The organism is Halomonas sp. SH5A2, assembly GCF_014263395.1.
Classification (GTDB): domain Bacteria; phylum Pseudomonadota; class Gammaproteobacteria; order Pseudomonadales; family Halomonadaceae; genus Vreelandella.
This window is the reverse complement of sequence record NZ_CP058321.1, coordinates 580,403-597,179: the sequence shown is the minus strand read 5'-3', so window position 1 is coordinate 597,179 and position 16,777 is coordinate 580,403. Positions and strand designations below refer to the sequence as shown.

General features: G+C 56.0%; 14 protein-coding genes. 7 read left to right on the top strand and 7 right to left on the bottom strand.

Translation table 11 applies throughout. The annotated features are described in order from the left end of the window. Nucleotides 1-19 precede the first annotated feature (19 nt). On the top strand, nucleotides 20-1,246 hold the full coding sequence (gene zigA / locus HXW73_RS02830) for a zinc metallochaperone GTPase ZigA (protein WP_186254800.1): 1,227 nt from the start codon (nucleotides 20-22) through the stop codon (nucleotides 1,244-1,246). Nucleotides 1,247-1,486: 240 nt separating this feature from the next. On the opposite strand, the gene HXW73_RS02825 is transcribed toward zigA, so the two are convergent. Further along, nucleotides 1,487-2,599 carry an RNA-guided endonuclease InsQ/TnpB family protein gene (locus HXW73_RS02825; protein ID WP_186254799.1) on the bottom strand — a complete coding sequence of 371 codons (1,113 nt, stop codon included), beginning with the start codon at nucleotides 2,597-2,599 and terminating at the stop codon, nucleotides 1,487-1,489. A gap of 230 nt (nucleotides 2,600-2,829) precedes the next feature. Continuing rightward, nucleotides 2,830-4,830 carry a RecQ family ATP-dependent DNA helicase gene (locus tag HXW73_RS02820; RefSeq protein WP_186254798.1) on the bottom strand — a complete coding sequence of 667 codons (2,001 nt, stop codon included), beginning with the start codon at nucleotides 4,828-4,830 and terminating at the stop codon, nucleotides 2,830-2,832. Between the two features lie 172 nt (nucleotides 4,831-5,002). Here HXW73_RS02820 and HXW73_RS02815 point away from each other — a divergent pair, with 172 nt between their 5' ends. The 4 genes from HXW73_RS02815 to HXW73_RS02800 all read left to right on the top strand — a co-directional run bounded on the left by HXW73_RS02815 (nucleotide 5,003) and on the right by HXW73_RS02800 (nucleotide 9,773). Continuing rightward, complete coding sequence (locus HXW73_RS02815) at nucleotides 5,003-5,647, top strand: cyclic nucleotide-binding domain-containing protein (protein ID WP_186254797.1); 645 nt, start codon at nucleotides 5,003-5,005, stop codon at nucleotides 5,645-5,647. Between the two features lie 106 nt (nucleotides 5,648-5,753). Then, nucleotides 5,754-6,512 carry a 3',5'-cyclic-nucleotide phosphodiesterase gene (locus HXW73_RS02810; protein WP_186254796.1) on the top strand — a complete coding sequence of 253 codons (759 nt, stop codon included), beginning with the start codon at nucleotides 5,754-5,756 and terminating at the stop codon, nucleotides 6,510-6,512. 108 nt (nucleotides 6,513-6,620) lie between these two features. Then, the gene (locus HXW73_RS02805) at nucleotides 6,621-8,045 is read left to right on the top strand and encodes a hypothetical protein (RefSeq protein WP_186254795.1); all 1,425 of its coding nucleotides are present in this window, start codon (nucleotides 6,621-6,623) and stop codon (nucleotides 8,043-8,045) included. A gap of 9 nt (nucleotides 8,046-8,054) precedes the next feature. Next, a complete protein-coding gene (locus HXW73_RS02800) occupies nucleotides 8,055-9,773 on the top strand; it encodes a FecR family protein (protein WP_186254794.1) in 1,719 nt (572 codons plus the stop codon). Between the two features lie 40 nt (nucleotides 9,774-9,813). Here the strand turns inward: HXW73_RS02800 and HXW73_RS02795 are convergent, their stop codons facing one another. Beyond that, a complete protein-coding gene (locus tag HXW73_RS02795; protein ID WP_186254793.1) occupies nucleotides 9,814-12,006 on the bottom strand; it encodes a CHASE2 domain-containing protein in 2,193 nt (730 codons plus the stop codon). 230 nt (nucleotides 12,007-12,236) lie between these two features. Between HXW73_RS02795 and HXW73_RS02790 the strand changes: the two genes are divergently transcribed. Next, nucleotides 12,237-13,196, top strand: coding sequence for a helix-turn-helix transcriptional regulator (locus HXW73_RS02790; RefSeq protein ID WP_186254792.1), 960 nt, complete (start codon nucleotides 12,237-12,239; stop codon nucleotides 13,194-13,196). A 116-nt stretch (nucleotides 13,197-13,312) separates the two neighbouring features. On the opposite strand, the gene HXW73_RS02785 is transcribed toward HXW73_RS02790, so the two are convergent. The 3 genes from HXW73_RS02785 to tcdA form a co-directional block, all read right to left on the bottom strand. Next, entirely contained in the window at nucleotides 13,313-14,221 is a 909-nt protein-coding gene (locus tag HXW73_RS02785; protein WP_186254791.1) for an MBL fold metallo-hydrolase, read from the bottom strand. Between the two features lie 90 nt (nucleotides 14,222-14,311). Then, nucleotides 14,312-14,533: a DUF1653 domain-containing protein gene (locus tag HXW73_RS02780; protein WP_186254790.1), complete on the bottom strand. Its 222-nt coding sequence runs from the start codon at nucleotides 14,531-14,533 to the stop codon at nucleotides 14,312-14,314. Then, a complete protein-coding gene (gene tcdA / locus HXW73_RS02775; protein WP_186254789.1) occupies nucleotides 14,530-15,357 on the bottom strand; it encodes a tRNA cyclic N6-threonylcarbamoyladenosine(37) synthase TcdA in 828 nt (275 codons plus the stop codon). The genes HXW73_RS02780 and tcdA overlap by 4 nt, the downstream gene beginning before the upstream one ends. Before the next feature lie 182 nt (nucleotides 15,358-15,539). On the opposite strand from tcdA, the gene sodC reads away from it, so the two are divergent. Continuing rightward, the gene (gene sodC, locus HXW73_RS02770) at nucleotides 15,540-16,091 is read left to right on the top strand and encodes a superoxide dismutase family protein (RefSeq protein WP_186254788.1); all 552 of its coding nucleotides are present in this window, start codon (nucleotides 15,540-15,542) and stop codon (nucleotides 16,089-16,091) included. Nucleotides 16,092-16,190: 99 nt separating this feature from the next. Here sodC and bfr read toward each other — a convergent pair whose 3' ends face one another. Continuing rightward, complete coding sequence (gene bfr, locus HXW73_RS02765; RefSeq protein WP_186254787.1) at nucleotides 16,191-16,673, bottom strand: bacterioferritin; 483 nt, start codon at nucleotides 16,671-16,673, stop codon at nucleotides 16,191-16,193. Nucleotides 16,674-16,777: the final 104 nt, after the last annotated feature.

Genomic DNA, 16,777 nt, shown 5'->3' with positions numbered 1-16,777 from the left:
ATTTAGAGGTGACCTAGCAATGACTGCGTTTTCTCCCCTACCCGTGACGGTGCTCTCGGGTTTTCTGGGTGCCGGTAAAACCACCGTGCTCAATCATATCCTTGCCAACCGTGAAGGCCGTCGCGTCGCGGTGATCGTCAACGATATGAGCGAGGTGAACATTGACGGCGCGCTAGTTCGCGGCGGCCCTAGCGAGCCTCCATTGGACGGTGACGTTGCCTTGAACCGCTCACAAGAACGTTTGGTAGAGATGAGCAACGGCTGCATCTGCTGCACCTTGCGCGAAGACTTGCTGGAAGAGGTCAGCCAGTTGGCTCGGGAAGGCAAGTTCGATTACTTGGTGATTGAGTCCACCGGGATTTCCGAGCCGCTGCCCGTCGCGGAAACCTTCACCTTTGAAGACGAAAGCGGCCAGAGCCTTTCCCACCTAGCGCGGCTGGATACGCTGGTCACCGTAGTCGACGGGGCCAACTTTCTGGAGCAGTACCGCGAAGCGCAAAGCCTGGCTGAGGCCGGTGAAAGCCTGGGTGAAGAAGATGAACGCAACGTCGCCGACCTGCTGGTCGATCAAATCGAGTTTTGCGACGTGCTACTGGTCAGCAAGACCGACCTGATCAGCGACAAAGAGCTGGGCGCTCTAAAGGCCATTCTACGCTCGCTGAACCCTGATGCTGAACTGGTGCCGATTACCCAGGGCGGCGTGCCCCTGGATAAAGTGCTGGACACCGGTAAGTTCAGTTTCGAGCGGGCCCAACTGGCACCCGGCTGGCTAAAAGAGATACGCGGCGAGCACGTCCCCGAAACAGAGGAATACGGCATCGGCAGTTTTGCCTACCACGCCCGCCGGCCTTTCCACCCACAGAAGTTTCATGACCTGCTGAATCAGGAATGGTTTGGTGACGGCCTGCTTCGCTCGAAAGGCTTCTTCTGGCTGGCAACTCGCCCACGCTATGCGGGCCAGTGGAGCCAGGCAGGCGGTATCGCCCACCACGGCATGGCCGGCGTGTTCTGGAAAGCCATTCCTGAAGAGCGCTGGCCGGAAGACCCCGAGATTCGCCAGTTCATCATGGATAAGTGGCAGGAACCGTTTGGCGACATGCGCCAGGAACTGGTGTTTATCGGTCAGAGCCTTGATCAAGCCAAAATGCGCGAAGCGCTGGATAACTGCCTGCTGAGCGAGGCTGAGTTACTGGAAGGCATGGAGGCGTGGAAGCAATTGCCCGACCCCTTCCCCACCTGGGAGTAAACGGCTACTCATCCCCCTACGGCCCAGTGCTGCTGCATTTGCAGGAAGGTGAGTGAAGCAGACCAGGTAATCAGCTTGACATCCTCCCCACCCTTCAGCGTTGACGCGTTTCTGGATGAGGATTCCCAGGTCGTTACCTTCCTGGTTCCTGCTTCGTTGTCCGTTGCCTCAATACCTTGGCATTGCCGGTCTTACACAAACTCCACAGGCGTTCATTCCCGAGTGCCCCTCGGTATGCCTTCAACTCTCGGCACCGGCCAGTAGCGCGGTGCCTGCTTTTAGAATGTTGTGGGCCGCGTTCACGTCGCGGTCAATGCGTTGGGTGCCGCAGCCTGGGCAGTCCCAGGTGCGAACGTTCAGCGGTAGCGATTCCATCACATAGCCACAGCCATGGCAGCGCTTGCTGCTGGGATACCAACGGTCGATCTGAACAAACTGTCGATCTGCCCAGGCCGCTTTGTACTCAAGCTGGCGCACCAGCTCACCCCAGCCGACATCGCTGATAGCTTTGGAGAGATGCCGGTTTTTGACCATGCTCTTTATCTGCAAACTCTCCGCTGCGATCACTTGGTTCTCGTTAACGATCTGGCGGGTGAGTTTGTGCAGGTGGTCAAGCCGCGTGTCGGCCATTTTGGCGTGGCATCTCGCCACTTTCTGCTTGGCTTTGGCGCGATTATTCGAGCCTTTTTGCTTGCGGCTGAGATGCCGCTGCGCCCGCGCCAGCTTTCGAGCATAGCGCGCCGTATGGCGTGGGTTGTTGACTTTCTTGCCGTCGCTGGTCACAAACAGGTCTTTCAGCCCCAGGTCGATGCCGACCATCTTGGGCGTTATCGGCAACGCCTCGGTATCCACCTTGCATAGGCAGCTGACGAAGTAACGACCGGCAGCATCTTTCGAGATGCTGATGCTGCTGGGTGCTGCCGGAAGCGCGCGGCTCCACCGAATGTTTAGCGGCTCGCTGCATTTTGCCAGCTTGATGGCCCCGTCACGGTACGAAAACGCGGAGCTGGCAAACGTGGCTGATTGCCGGTGCTTCTTGGATTTAAAACGCGGGTAGCGAGCACGCTTTGAAAAGAAGTTTTTGAAGGCCGTTTGCTGATGCCGCAGACATTGTTGCAGCGGTACCGAACTAACCTCGGCGAGAAATGCCGTATCGGGGTGCTTTTTCAACTCTGTTAAAAACGCACTGGCGTCGTTATAGCCGATTTTCTCCTGACGCTGATAGAACGCGTCGGTGCGAAAGCGCAGCACCGCGTTCCAGACAAACCGAACACACCCAAACGTCCGCGCCAGCAAGGCTTCTTGCTCAGGCGTCGGATAGAAACGGTATTTGTAGGCGCGTTCGGTTTTCATTACTTACATTTTAAATGAAAATATGTAAGAAAGCAAGACACAAGGCGTCCTAGCGGACGCCGCGCTTGTATCCACTCCCTTCTCGCGCCGCGCCTCAGGAAGTGGTTTTACGCGCTTTTGGATAATGACGACCGCCCCGCTTCCGCTTAGCATGGTTGCTCCCTGCTTTAATTTCCCTGAAAGAGCTTAAGCGTAGTCAAGGATCGGCCTTCCATGTCAAAACAGTACTTTTAGCATTCTAAATAACCCGCTAACCATTCACGTACCTCAGGGTAGGCGCGCTGCTCAAAGACCGCGAAGCCGTCAAGGCTACGCGCTTTGAGCGGGGTGAAGACCGGCATGGTGAGGCCGCACAGAAAATGCGCCAGCCGCTGCGCATTGGGCGGCTGGCCAAATTGGTGCGCGTGGCGCTCGATCAGCGGCGTGGCATAGCGCACAAAATCAGCATCGCTTAGCGCGGCCAGCGGCGGCGCATCCGGCAGTCGTACGGGATGGCCGTAACACACCGAGCAGTGCCCGCAGCGGCCCTGCTCGGTGTCAGGTGGCGCATCAAAAGTGCTATCGCCAAAGTGCTCGGCCAGCCGCCGCGTCAGGCAACTTTCCGATTCAAACAGCGCCAGCATGGCCTGTAGCCGCTCAATCTCAATCCGTTCCCGATGTCGGCATTCGTCAAATAACTGGCTCGCCAGCGCTTCAATGGAAAAATTCGGCTGAAGCACCTCGTACACGTCGGTCATCCGCTTGCCTTCCAGGGTCAGCCAGCCTTTATCCTGAAAGTACTCAAGCGCGGTAATCACACGGGCGCGGGAGGCATCGATGTGTTGCGCCTGCCCGGCATTATGTAGCCGATCAAAATCTACCGTGCCCCAGGTACGGGCGATGGGAATATTATCGACAATAAGGCGCACAAAGGCCGCCCGCTCACCTTCAAAGCGGCCTACCAATTCAGAGGGTTCGATATGGTAGCGCAGCCGATACTCGGCCAGAAACGCAAAGCGCGGCGCAATAATGCCGTGCATTTCCAACCGCACTAGTAGTGTTTTCAATGGCAGCGAACGGATATTGGTGTCGCGGGAAAGCGTGAAAAGCAGGACTTCCCATTGGCGATCCGGCTGGCCGCCTGCTGCCGCGATTTCTTCCAGCAAGCGGATAATGCCAGCGTATTCGGGGGTATCACCGTAAACAAAGTTTTCCAGCACCCGTAAGCCATCGCGCCCCGCCATGGTCAGGCAGGTGGAAGGCAAGCCATCACGCCCCGCCCGGCCAATCTCCTGACTGTAATTCTCGATGGACTTGGGCAGGTCGTAGTGCACCACGTTGCGAATATTGCCCTTGTCGATGCCCATACCGAACGCAATGGTGGCCACGATGCAGGGCGAATCACCGCGCATGAACTGGCCCTGAATCGCATCTCGCCGCTCAGAATCCAGCCCGGCGTGATACGCCTGGGCGGCAATGCCCTGAGCCGCCAGCGCTTTCGCCACCTGCTCGGCGGTTTGCTGCAAGGTGACATAGATAATCGTCGGTGCTTCGCTGCCCGGCAGCATCTGTGGCTTCAGCCAGTCAATCAACTGCTGCTGGCGATCTTCCATGGCAGGCGCCACCAACAGTTCAAGATTGGAACGGTAAAAGCCGGTGGTAATGACGTTATCCGGCGCGATAGCAAACTTCTCACGCATATCGGCGATAACAGCGGGCGTTGCCGTGGCGGTGAGCAACAGCACCTGGGGAATAGCGAAGTCGTGCTGATAGTCCGGCAGTTTGAGGTAATCCGGGCGAAAGTTATGCCCCCACTCGGAAAGGCAGTGGGCTTCATCGACGACCATTAGCGAAATACGCACCTGGCGTAGAAAGTGGCGAAAGCGCTCGTTCTTGAGCCGCTCCACCGAGATCATGAGGATTTTAAGTTCGCCGCTTTTGGCGCGTTCCATGACATCACGGGTGGTTTCACGGTCTTGGGTGGAATCTATACTCGCGGCGGCCACACCATGGCGGGCCAGAAAGGAAAGCTGATCCTGCATTAGCGCCAGCAGCGGCGACACGACCAGGGTCAAGTGAGGCAAATGAAGCGCCGGGAGCTGGTAGCAGAGCGATTTTCCCGCGCCAGTGGCAAAAATCGCCGCCGTAGAGTGCCCGTCCAGCACCCTTGACACCACCGCCTGCTGGCCGCCGCGAAAGTCGTCAAAGCCGAAGACGTCTTTGAGCGTTTGCTGCGGCGATGTGCTGGGCATAAGCACTCCTAACGACGATGGGCGATATCCGATACGGTTATTTTGATACAAACGACAGGGGGAATTCCATTCTCAGAGACGAGCAGCCAAATTCATTGCGATCCTACCCATGTTTTTGTGTAGCATGGTGCCGCTTCCATGAAGTGGTGAATTATATTGCTGTGGAGATAAGATGTTCACAATTGCGCTTTTTTTTATTGCCAATGCGCTGTTTTGTTTAGCGTATATTGTTCGCGATATGGCGTGGCTACGCGCAATTACCATTTTGGCGTCATCATCCACGTTGCCGTATTTTTATTTTCAATCCACCCCGCTTTATGGCGCCATGTCCTGGCAAATCGCCTTTATTGCGATTAATACCGTCAACTTAACGTTTTTACTGCTCCAACGCCGCCCGATTAAGCTCACCCAAGAAGAGCAGTGGCTGCACGACACAACCTTTTCGCTGCTTAAACCTCGTCGCATGCGCCGCTTGTTACAGCACGCGGAGTCCCATGAAATACAATCAGGCGAGGCGTTAATCGAACAAGGTAAAGAGCTGCGGGCGCTTATCATTTTGCTTTCAGGCAGTGCCAGCGTTAAGGTTAATGGCATTGAACGCGCCACACTTTCCCCAGGCGACTTTGCCGGTGAAATGAGCTTTATTACCGGCCGGTTAACCAGTGCTGATGTGATTGCAAACGAGCCGGTACGTTACTTAATTTGGCCATCCTCGGTTCTTGAGCGTATGTACCAACGCGACCCCGAGATAAAAAATACAATACAAAGCATTATTGGGTTCGATATGGCAACTAAACTGGCTCGCCAAGCCCCCTGACGCTTCAATAAAAAACAGCAACCACAACAATATACCGTGACTCTATCTCACCCCCGTCATTGATCACTGTTATATATCCAATCCAGCAAAATGGAGTAACAGCACTGTGAACGTTAACACCCTTGGCGCTAGCGGAGGTCTCGAGCCGTCTCAGGGAACGAGTGCCTTTTTGCTGACCCCTTCCATGCTGCTAGATGCGGGTACGGGCGTTAACCAGCTCCGCAATGAAGAAATTAGCGAGCTTAAAAGCGTCCTGTTGACCCATGCCCATATTGATCACATTTCAAGCCTGCCACTGCTTATCGACAACCTGTTTGAAACCCTTGTATCGCATCGCCAAGTCTTGACTATTTACGCACTGCCTGACGTCCTCAAGGCCCTCCAAACACATATTTTCAATCATGTTATTTGGCCCGACTTCACCCAGCTGCCCTCTCCAGAACGTCCTGTGCTGCGTTATATGCCGCTCACTTATTGGCAGACGTATTCGTTTGACGATACCGTCTCTGCGACCCCGTTTCCCGTTTCCCATGGTGTTCCCGCCTGTGGCTATTGGATAAGTTGCCCGACGGGCACCGTCGCATTTAGCGGCGATACCGGGCTTTCCGATACCACCATCCAATCGCTTAACCGGCTAGGCGCACTCGACACGCTGGTGATTGAATGTGCCTTCCCCAACGATCTCGACCGCCTCGCCGCATCGGCTTACCACCTCACCCCCGAGCGACTCGCCGAACTATTTTCCCGGCTGTCGATGCCCCCTAACAAGCTATTGATAACCCACCTAAAACCGCAGCATCGTGAAAAAATCATTCAACAGCTTCATGCCGCTCTTCCCGCGACACAGCCATGGCAGGTGATCTGATAAAACCGCCAGAGGAATACACCACAAGTGTAACGCTGAGTGGAAGCCCTACCTTTTAACAACCCGTACACTGGCACTCGTATAAGTAGCGAGGAACTGGGTTAGCCTATGAGATTAATAACAGTGCAGCCTATTCGACTTTACTGCCTGCTGAGTATGACACTGGGGCTGCTATGCACAACCCATGCCCTGGCATATGAGGAGACGCTACAAAGTGCCCGCCAATTACTCGACCAAGGCGATGCCAACGCGGCGTACGAGCAACTTAAAGCCGCCGAAGTTGAACACAGCGGCGAGCCTGAGTTTGACTACTGGCTGGGTGTCAGCGCTCTGCGCGCCGATGACGTTACCCATGCCATGATGGCCTTGGATCGTGTGTTAGTTATCCAGCCAGAACATGCAGGCGCACGAATGGAGCGCGTCGCCGCGCTCCTGCAACTTGACCAGCGCCGCGCCGCTGAACAGGAAATTGAGCGTTTGGAAGCACTCTCCCCTCCACCCGAAGCACAAGCAGCCATTCGCCGTTTCAAAGAAGTCATCGAACAACGCCGCCGGGGAGACAACGACCCACAGCATAACCTGAGCCTCGGCGTCGCTCTTGGCTACGACAGCAATCCCCAGCGCTACAGTAGTGATATCGCACTTGACCCTTTACCTCCGTCACTCCGCAGTGTGGTGGACCAGCTCATTGAAAGCGGTGCCCTGGAGCCCGACGACCCCAGCCAGCTTGACGACGTTACTTTTGCCAGCCGCTCAAGCCTCTACCACCGGCTGCAAGCCAATTACCGAGGGCAATACCCAATTGACGAACGCTCACACTGGCTGTTTGACGCCACTGCCCAGACCCAGCGTTACTCCCAGGATAGTGCCGAAGAAATCGACCTGACGTTGTTACAGCTGGCGCCTGCCTACCAGCGCGAACTGAGCAATGGCCACACCTGGACGCTGCAACCCAGTGTTTTACAAGGCTGGGGTGGGGCCGACCAAAACCCGCTGTTGACCCGCTGGAGTCTTAGCGGCCGCTACGCCTACACGGTAGGCACCGATAGCCAGCTGACCTGGCAGCTTAGTGCCCAACGCAACGACTTTGACAACACGCTAAGCGATTACGACGCAGGCCGCCTGGGGGTCGAACTCATCACCCCACTCACTCACGTCGACCTGCGCTGGCAGGCCCGACTAGGCCAGGAGTGGGCCCGCGGCACAGGCAACCAACAACGCGCGGGCGGTGACCTAAACCACTGGCAAGTAGGCATGGGCGTGGATATGCCCATTGGCGAGCGCCAACTCATCCGCGGCGATGTGGGTTACCGGGAGCGCAACTATCAGGACGACGTGAACGACATTACTACCCGCTACCAGCCCACTGCCCGTAAAGAGCAGATATGGGAAGCGCGAATTAGCTGGCTCTACCAGCTCAACCGCCACTGGCTGGTCGAAACCTCTGCCAATTATGAACAGCGTGATGCCACCATCGAGTTTTACGACTCGACTCGCCTGCAAACCCAGATTGGCGTGCGCTATCTGTTCTAAGGAGGGCTTATGGCTCGTTTTACACAGCACCCCCTTGCCCGCTGGGTATCGCTCCACGCCACTGTTGGCAGCCTGGTCATCCCCATGGTGGTTTGGGCCAATGCCCCCGCTGGGAAGGTGATGTTCATTCATGGCGATGCCTCAATTGAACGCGATGGCGAGCGCACCGCCGCCGAACGCGGCGAGGATATTTTCGCTGGCGACACCTTCCGAACCCAAAGCGCCAGTACGCTGCAGATCCGCTACAGCGACGGCGGCACAAAGGCTATCCAGCCAGAAAGCACCTACACCCTGGAAAGCTACAACAAAAACGAAGAAAACCCCGAAGAATCCGAACAGAGCGGCGAGCTAGTGCGCGGTGGTTTACGCGCCGTGACCGGGTTAATTGGTCGCAATGCCCCCGAAAACGTCAGCCATAAAACGCCGGTGGCCACCATGGGTATTCGCGGCACCAGCTTTCAACTGGTTCACGTGCCCGAAGGCGAAAAACCCCCAATACCCGGCATGGCAACCGGCAGCTACCTGTATGTCGAAAGCGGCATGCTCTCCATGAGCACCGACGCTGGCGAGCGTATTGTGCGCCCAGGGCAAGTCGTGTTTTCCGCCGCGGCGGATGCCACGCCAGAGTTTCTGACTGACGGCCTAGCGATTTTTGAACAGTTGGAAGAACAGCGCCGCGAGCAAACACGCCAAGATGATGAAAACCCAAGCGACGAAACCGCCCAGCAAGATGGCAACAACACTACCGTTACCAGTACCACGCTGGATGCCGATACCGATAGCAATGCCACTGACGGCACATTTTTCGACCGCATAGCGCTGGCACCGGCCACCAACGAGCAGCTTCAAAGCGAGCAAACCAACAACCTCACTCAAGAACAATCTACCCGTGCCCGCGCCTTTGCAGATAATTTAGAAGACGACGTCAACCAAGAGTCTGAACCAGAGACTGAGCTCGAACCTGAGCCAGAACCCGAACCTGAGCCAGACCCCGAACCTGAGCCAGAGCCAGACCCCGAACCTGAGCCGGAGCCAGACCCCGAACCTGAGCCGGAGGCTTGGATCGACTTCCCACCTACCACTGAAAACAGCTTAACCACGCTTTTCGGCAGCGATTTTTTAAATGGCTTTTACGAAGAAAATACAACGCCCACAGAACAAGACAGCCAAAACATAGCGGGTGGCGAGGTGGTTTGGGGCTACTGGGACGCCGGCGCGCCTGACCCTTATTTTGAAGGCGATACGGTGATGGAAAGTATTCCTTTTATTGCCTCTTCAGATGAATTAACCGACACGCTCAGTTTTGACTTGAGCGAACAAGCTCTATCAGCCATAAGCGATCAGTTAGCAGAGGGGGTAACATTCAACTGGGCAGGCGGCACTGGGCTGGTCAACCAGGCTGGCGACGATGTGATAAACATTCTAGGCGACAGCACCATCACACTCGCAAGTACTGGCATGGAAAGCAGCGTTACGGTTGATATAGTGCTGGAAGATTCTGGTCAACTGGTGGGTGGCCTGGTCGCCGAAGAAGGCAGCGCGTCTTTTGAAACCTTCCCGATCGATACCATCGACCTTACCCACGAAAACTGCGAACCAGACTGCTTTGATGGTTTCAACACCTTACAAGGCCAATATATCGGCGAAGAAGCCGCCGCCATTATGAGCCTGATCGAAGCTTCAGGCGATCTGGGCAACTACAGCGGCACCGGACTCTTCGAGCGCTAAGAGGTCACTCCTTGACCTCAAAGCCACTGACAATAAGCCCTTATTTATCCACATGCGTCCACACCCCGTCCCAGTCGGCGGGAGGTGGGGTTTGCTGGAAATACGCAATACGCTGCAAATATAGCTGGGTAGGCGAGTCTTGCTGATCCTCAAGCGCGTTGAACGCCGCCTGGGCCTCACTAAGCGATGCCGCCTGGTAAAGCGCCACAGCCTGCTCGAAAGCCGCCTGCCACTCGCGCTGGCTTTGGGTCAGCGCCTTCCATTTACCCAGCGGCTCCAGCACCCAAAGCGGTGCGCTGCGGCCCTTGACACGTACTTTATCCAGTTTGCGGAAGCACCAGTTGGGCGCTTGCTGCGCGGTTGACTCACTTACCAGCACACTCACCCCGTAGGCTTTGGTCAGCCCCTCCAGGCGCGAACCCAAATTGACGTTATCGCCCATCACGGTATAGGCCATACGGAAGCTGGAGCCCATGTTGCCAACGCTCATGGGTCCCGTGTTCAGGCCCACGCCCATCGCCAGGGCAGGCTTACCTTCCTGGGTGAAGATCTGGTTGATGTCCTCAAGTGCTTCCAGCATGGCAAACGCCCCTTCAAGGGCGTGCTCGGCGTGCGCAGCATCGTGGATCGGTGCCCCCCAAAACGCCATGATCGCATCGCCCATGTATTTATCGATGGTACCGTCGTGGGCGTGAATCGCGCCGGTTAGCGGCGTCAGCAGACGATTCATGACAAGGGTCAACTCAGCAGGCGGAATCGACTCTGAAAACGCCGTAAACCCACGTACGTCTGAAAACAGCACGGTCAACTCACGCTCCTCACCCGCAAGACCCAGGCTCTCGCCACTGTCGACCATGTCATCCACCAGCTTGGGCGGCACATACTGGCCAAAACGCTCGGCCACCCAACGTTTATGCTGCGACTCGCGTAAAAAATTCAGCGCCAAGTGCCAAAGCATCTGCAACACCAACAGCACCGCGAACGAGGCCAGCGGCAACACCAGCCCTTGCTGCCAGGCCCAGAGGTTACCGCCCAGCGTCATGCCCAACAGTCCGGCGCTAACTGCCAGCAACACAGGAGCGCTTAAACGCGGGTACAAAAATGTCATCAGCGCCCCCAGCAAGACCAGGCTCACCAGCTCCGCTCCCGCCACCCACGGCGGCTGGGCCTTAAAGCTCTGGTGCAACATCCCCGCCAGCAGCGTCATGTTGACCTCTGGCCCAGGGAAAACGCTGCCCACCGGGGTCGAGCGCAAATCCATCAAACCGGGGGCTGAAGCCCCCAGAATCAATGTTTTACCTGCCAACGCTTCAGGCTCGACACGCTCGTTGATTACATCGACCGCTGAAATATACGCAAAATGCCCGCGCTCGCCGTACCACGGCACCAGAGCCGCCCCCTGGTTATCCACTGGAATTTTAAAGCCGCCGACGTCCAGCGCCTCCAGTTGGGCCACGCCCGCACCTTCACCCACCTGTGGGTCAATGGTTGGCCCGCCTATCATCGCCATTAACATCGCAAGCGGCAGGCTCGGATAAAGCTCGCCCTCCCAGCGCTGCAATAAGGGCACCCGGCGAAATACACCGTCGTCATCCACCCGAGGGTTATCAAAAAAACCGCCGCCCATCGCGCTTTGCTGCAATTTGGGCAGGTTGCTGGTGAAGCGCTCGGGCTCGGGCACTGCAAGCGAATCCCCTTCGCTCACCGCCACCGGCGAGGGCAACGCACCCACCGGCGGCGGATCATCCACCGCCGCGCTTGCCTGAAAATAATGCCCTAGCACCACCGGGTAGTTAGCCAGGGTATCCGCCAGTACCGCATCGCCACTTTCTGGCGGGGAGCGCTCTTCAAGCTCGGGGTAATCGCTTACTAACGTTTCCCAGTACGATTCAAGTACCCGCCCTTCGGGCTCGGCGAACACAATGTCCACCCCCAGCAGCCCCGCGTCATAGGTCTCAAACAGCATTTCCACCAGCTCGGCGACGACCGTGCGCGGCCATGGCCACTGGCCCACCTCGTAAAGGCTGCGCTCATCAATATCGATGATCGCAAGCGAGGGGTCAGCCTCCTCGCTAAGCGTCGCTCGCACGCGGGTGTCGTAGGTCTGCCACTCCAAGCGCTCTAAAAAAGGCATCGGCATCCAGCCCACCAAGTCCAGCAACAGCGCCACTACGATGGCAATGCCACCGCCCCATTGCAGCCACCGCCCCTTTTTGGCATATACCTTCGACATACCCACGACCCTTTTTGACGGATACTACGACGTTATGGCTGCCATTCTCGAGTACTCACTTCATTACGAAGCACCCAAACATCGGCATGCGTTAACCATCGTATTGCTTATCTTCTTTTAAAGATTTGCTGCAGGTTACACATTCCCATGAGACATTTAGCCTACTTGTTTTCAACGTTCTTAATACTTATTAATGACGGCCAACACTTTTAATAACGCATCAAACAGCCATGGCTTTTTTTTCATTTTCAACAGACGACTTTGCCCCCTGCGAACGCATCGAGGCAGCTCAGGATATTTACAGTGCTATGGCGCAAGTACGGCTTGATGCGCCCAGGAAGCAGGTTCCGCATGTTGAAACACGCATAAGGCTACTGCCGGGAATTTCCATCGCTCGAGTGACCGCATCATCACTGCATGCGGCACGTGAAACCCCACAAGTTGCTGATGGTAACGATGATATTACGCTTTTAATCCACCCTGGAGGCCCAGGTGGCTGGCTCTCTCACCTCCAAGCCCATGATTCTCTTGCCTGCACGCCGGGCAGAGCCCGCGTCGTCTATAACCATCAGTCAGGTAGCGTCGACTTTCACGGCGAGCGGGTCAACTTCCTGAGCGTTGCGTTTTCACGCACGCAGCTGGCGCCGATGCTTGGCGATATGGATCGCCTGCCCAAACACCTGCTTTTGCCCAGCGAATCATTACAGCACCTTAGCCAACTCTCGCTGGCGCTGACAAAATGCCCCGATGCGCTTGACGGTCAGCCCACCTCGCAATTGACCAACCAACTGCTCGACCTTGCGTGCCTGGCACTCGGCGCTACACCGGAGGCAAGCGAGCATGCCCAGCGTGGTGGCCTGCGTGAGGCGCGATTGAAAGCCATTAAAGCCGATATTAACGTTCATGCCAGGACACAGATCACCTTAAATGACCTGGCACGACGCCATGCTGTATCGCCAAGCTATATCCGGGCGCTGTTCAATAATGCGGACACTTCCTTTACCGACTACCTGGTTGAACAGCGTCTTCAACGCGCGTTTAGTGCGCTGACGTCTTCCCACTCGGCACAACGTTCGGTGAGCGACATCGCCCTGCACTCGGGTTTCAATCACCTTTCCTGGTTTTACCGCGCGTTCAAGCAGCGTTTTGGGGTCACGCCAGGGGAGGCTCGAAATATTAGCGCTTGCTGACTGAGCTCTCACCCACCGGACGAACATGAAGACCCACGGTTCTGGTTGTCAGCAAGTTATAATTTTTGAGCGTAGCAATTGGCACTATATGAGCCACTGAGCATCGAGGGTATAACTTAATCCCATGCCGCACCTTCCAGGGCATCCAGCGGAATTTTCAGGTAGCGTTTGCCGTTAGCTTCCGGCTTCGGCAGGCGTCCGCCTTGGGTGTTGACCTGCAGCGCGTGGAGAATCAGCTTGGGCATGGGCAGTTCGCTATCACGCTTGCGGCGCAACGCTATGTAGTCATCCTGGTTTTTGCCCACCAGGTGCGGATTGTTGGCCCGCTGCTCGGCGACGCTGCTTTCCCACTGTGGCTCGCGATCATCAGGCATATAGTCGTGGCCGGTGAACAGCCGCGTTTCGCCAGGTAAGGAAAGAATCTGCTGGATGGACTCCCAAAGCGCTTTGGCACTGCCTCCAGGGAAATCCGCCCTTGCGGTGCCAAAATCCGGCTGAAACAGGGTATCGTGAACAAACGCCGTATCGCCGATCACATAGGTAATCGAGGCCAGCGTGTGGCCCGGTGAATACAGTACTCGGCCGCATAGCTTACCTATTTCAAACGTATCGCCTTGCGCAAATAGCGTGTCCCACTGGCGGCCATCGGTGGGCATCTCCGGCCAGTGATAGATCTCCTTCCACAGCGCCTGCACTTTAGTGACGTGCTGACCAATGGCCGTTGGCGCACCGGTTTTTTGTTGTAAATAGTTGGCCGCCGAAAAGTGGTCGGCGTGGGGATGGGTATCCAGAATCCAGGCAACCGAAAGCCCTTCTTGCTCAATATAAGCCAGCAACTTGTCAGCGCTAAAGGTCGCCGTTGCGCCGGATTTCTCGTCAAAATCCAGCACCGGGTCAATAATCGCGCACTGCTTGGTCGCAGGGTCGCTCACTACGTACTGAACGCTAAAGGTACGGGGATCAAAAAAACCGGCGACGTCCGGCGTGCCTTCTCCCTTGTGCTGGGAAAGCGCGAAGGTCTTCATGCTTATATCCTCAGTGTTTACGGCATGAGCTTTTACGACATGCAATATTGGTTATAAAGATAGCTGATTAGAGAATATAAGCAATACCTCTCACGAAAACGCTTTTTCCAACGCAAAACGGGGCTGGGTCTGACCCTCTTTGGTGACCGTCTCGGTAAACATCTCAAGCGGGCGCACCCAGAGACCGTAGTCGCCATACAGGGCGCGATACACAACCAGCGGTTCTTCAGTTTCACTGTGCTGGGCGGTGCCGAGCACTTCGTAAAGACTGCCTTTATAATGACGATAAATACCGGGGACGGGAGCGTTCATAAAGCTTCCTTTTGAGTGGCGTTTGCGACGGCTGGCTGGTTGGCTTTTTTGGCGAGTCGTTCGAGCACTTTAGAGGCAGCGACAAAACCGAACGTGCCGGTGACAAAGGTGGCGGCACCAAAGCCTGAGGCGCAGTCCAGACGCGTAGCGTCGCCGCTACCGGGCTTTTGCAGGCACACCTCGCCATCGCCGCTCGGGTAAACAAGCTGTTCATCGGAGTAGACGCACTCCACCGAGAAACGTCGCTTGGGATTGCGGGAGAAGCCGTAATCCCGGCGCAGTTGCGAGCGCACTTTGGCAAGTAGCGGATCGTGCTCGGTGCGCGTTAAATCCGCCACTTTAATCTTGGTGGGATCGGTTTGTCCGCCCGCAGCCCCCGTCACCGTAATCTGGATTTTGCGCCGCTTGCACCAGGCGATAAGCGCCGCCTTAGCGATCACGCTGTCGATGGCATCCACCACATGGTCGGCGTCCGTAGGGAGTCGATCGGCCAGATTACTGGGCGTCACAAAGGCAGTGTCGGCGATAATCTCCATCTCGGGGGCAATCAGACGGCAGCGCTCGGCCAGAACTTCAACCTTGGGCTTGCCGATAGTGCCATCCAGCGCGTGGAGCTGGCGGTTGACGTTGGAGACACATACGTCGTCCAGGTCGATCAGCGTCAGCTTGCCAATGCCCGAGCGCGCCAGCGCCTCAACCGTCCAACTGCCTACCCCACCAACGCCAACCACCACCACATGGGCATGGCGAAATACATCCGCGGCACGCTGACCATAAAGGCGGCGAATCCCGCCAAAGCGAAAATCGTAGTCCGCAGACGCCATAGTGTCTCCCAGGCTCAGGTTAAAAGGCGGAATGGCGCTATTGTCACGGCTGGGCAAGACATTGTCATCCACCCATTGGGAAAAGTACTTGATGAACAGGTTGGCAGGTTAGCCTTCATGCAGCTACTTTAAGGAGGTACTTCATCACGAAATTTCCATGGACCAGGAAAGGAGACATCATCATGCGTTATGCAGCATTACTCGGCGGTCTTTCCGCTTCACTACTGCTCGTCGCTACTGCTCAGGCTAACGACAGCATGGATGTAGAAATGCACAAAATCAGCGCCGAAGGCGTTGAGGAGTCCATCGGCAGCATCAAGCTGGAAGACACTGAACATGGCCTGCTATTGACGCCTGACCTCAGCGACCTGGAGGCTGGCCCCCACGGCTTTCACGTACACCAGAACCCAAGCTGCGAGGCCCAGGAAAACGACAGTGGCCACATGACCGCAGGGCTTTATGCCGGGGGCCATTATGACCCCGAAGAAACTGGCAGCCACAAAGGACCATACGAAGACGGCCATTTAGGGGATTTACCTGTACTTATCGTGGATGAAGATGGCAACGCCACCCTGCCTGTCCTCGCGCCGCGCTTGAGTGTCGAGGATATACAAAACCGCAGCATCATGATTCACGAAGGGGGCGATAACTATTCGGATGACCCTGAAGCACTGGGCGGCGGTGGAAGCCGCGTAGGCTGCGGAATAGTGGAATCCTCTGACGACAGTGAATAACGTTTAGAGACCGCTAAAAACAAAACGGGCAGCCAATGATGGCTGCCCGTTTTGCGTTGTGCGATTGGCTCAGCTAATAAGCTGGCTCAACTCAAGCGGTTACTCGTCGCCTGCCATCTGCATCTGGCGCTGCATATAATTCTGAATACCCACCTTATCGATCAGACCAAGCTCGGTTTCGATGTGGTCGATATGATCTTCTTCGTCGGCGAGCAGATCGCGCAGCAAATCGCGGGTAACGTAATCTTTAACGCTCTCGCAATAGGTAATGGCTTCGATGTAATCGTTGCGGCCATCGTGCTCGATCTTTAGATCGCTTTCGAGCATCTCTTTGACGTTTTCACCGATGTACAGCTTGCCGAGATCCTGCAGATTGGGAATGCCTTCGAGGAACAGGATACGCTCGATCAGTTTATCAGCGTGCTGCATCTCTTCGATGGACTCATCGTATTCCCATTTCGCGAGTGACTTGAGGCCCCAATCTTTGTACATTTTGGCGTGCAAAAAATACTGGTTGATCGCAACCAGTTCGTTGCCAAGTGCAATATTGAGATGCTCAATTACTTTCGGATCACCTTTCATGACGTCACCTTTTTGCTGTAATGCTGATAGTTTAGCAGGCTCTATCAAGCAGTTACGTTAATGAAGGAGTATTGGCCATAAAAGGCGTACTCCCAGCCTTACTG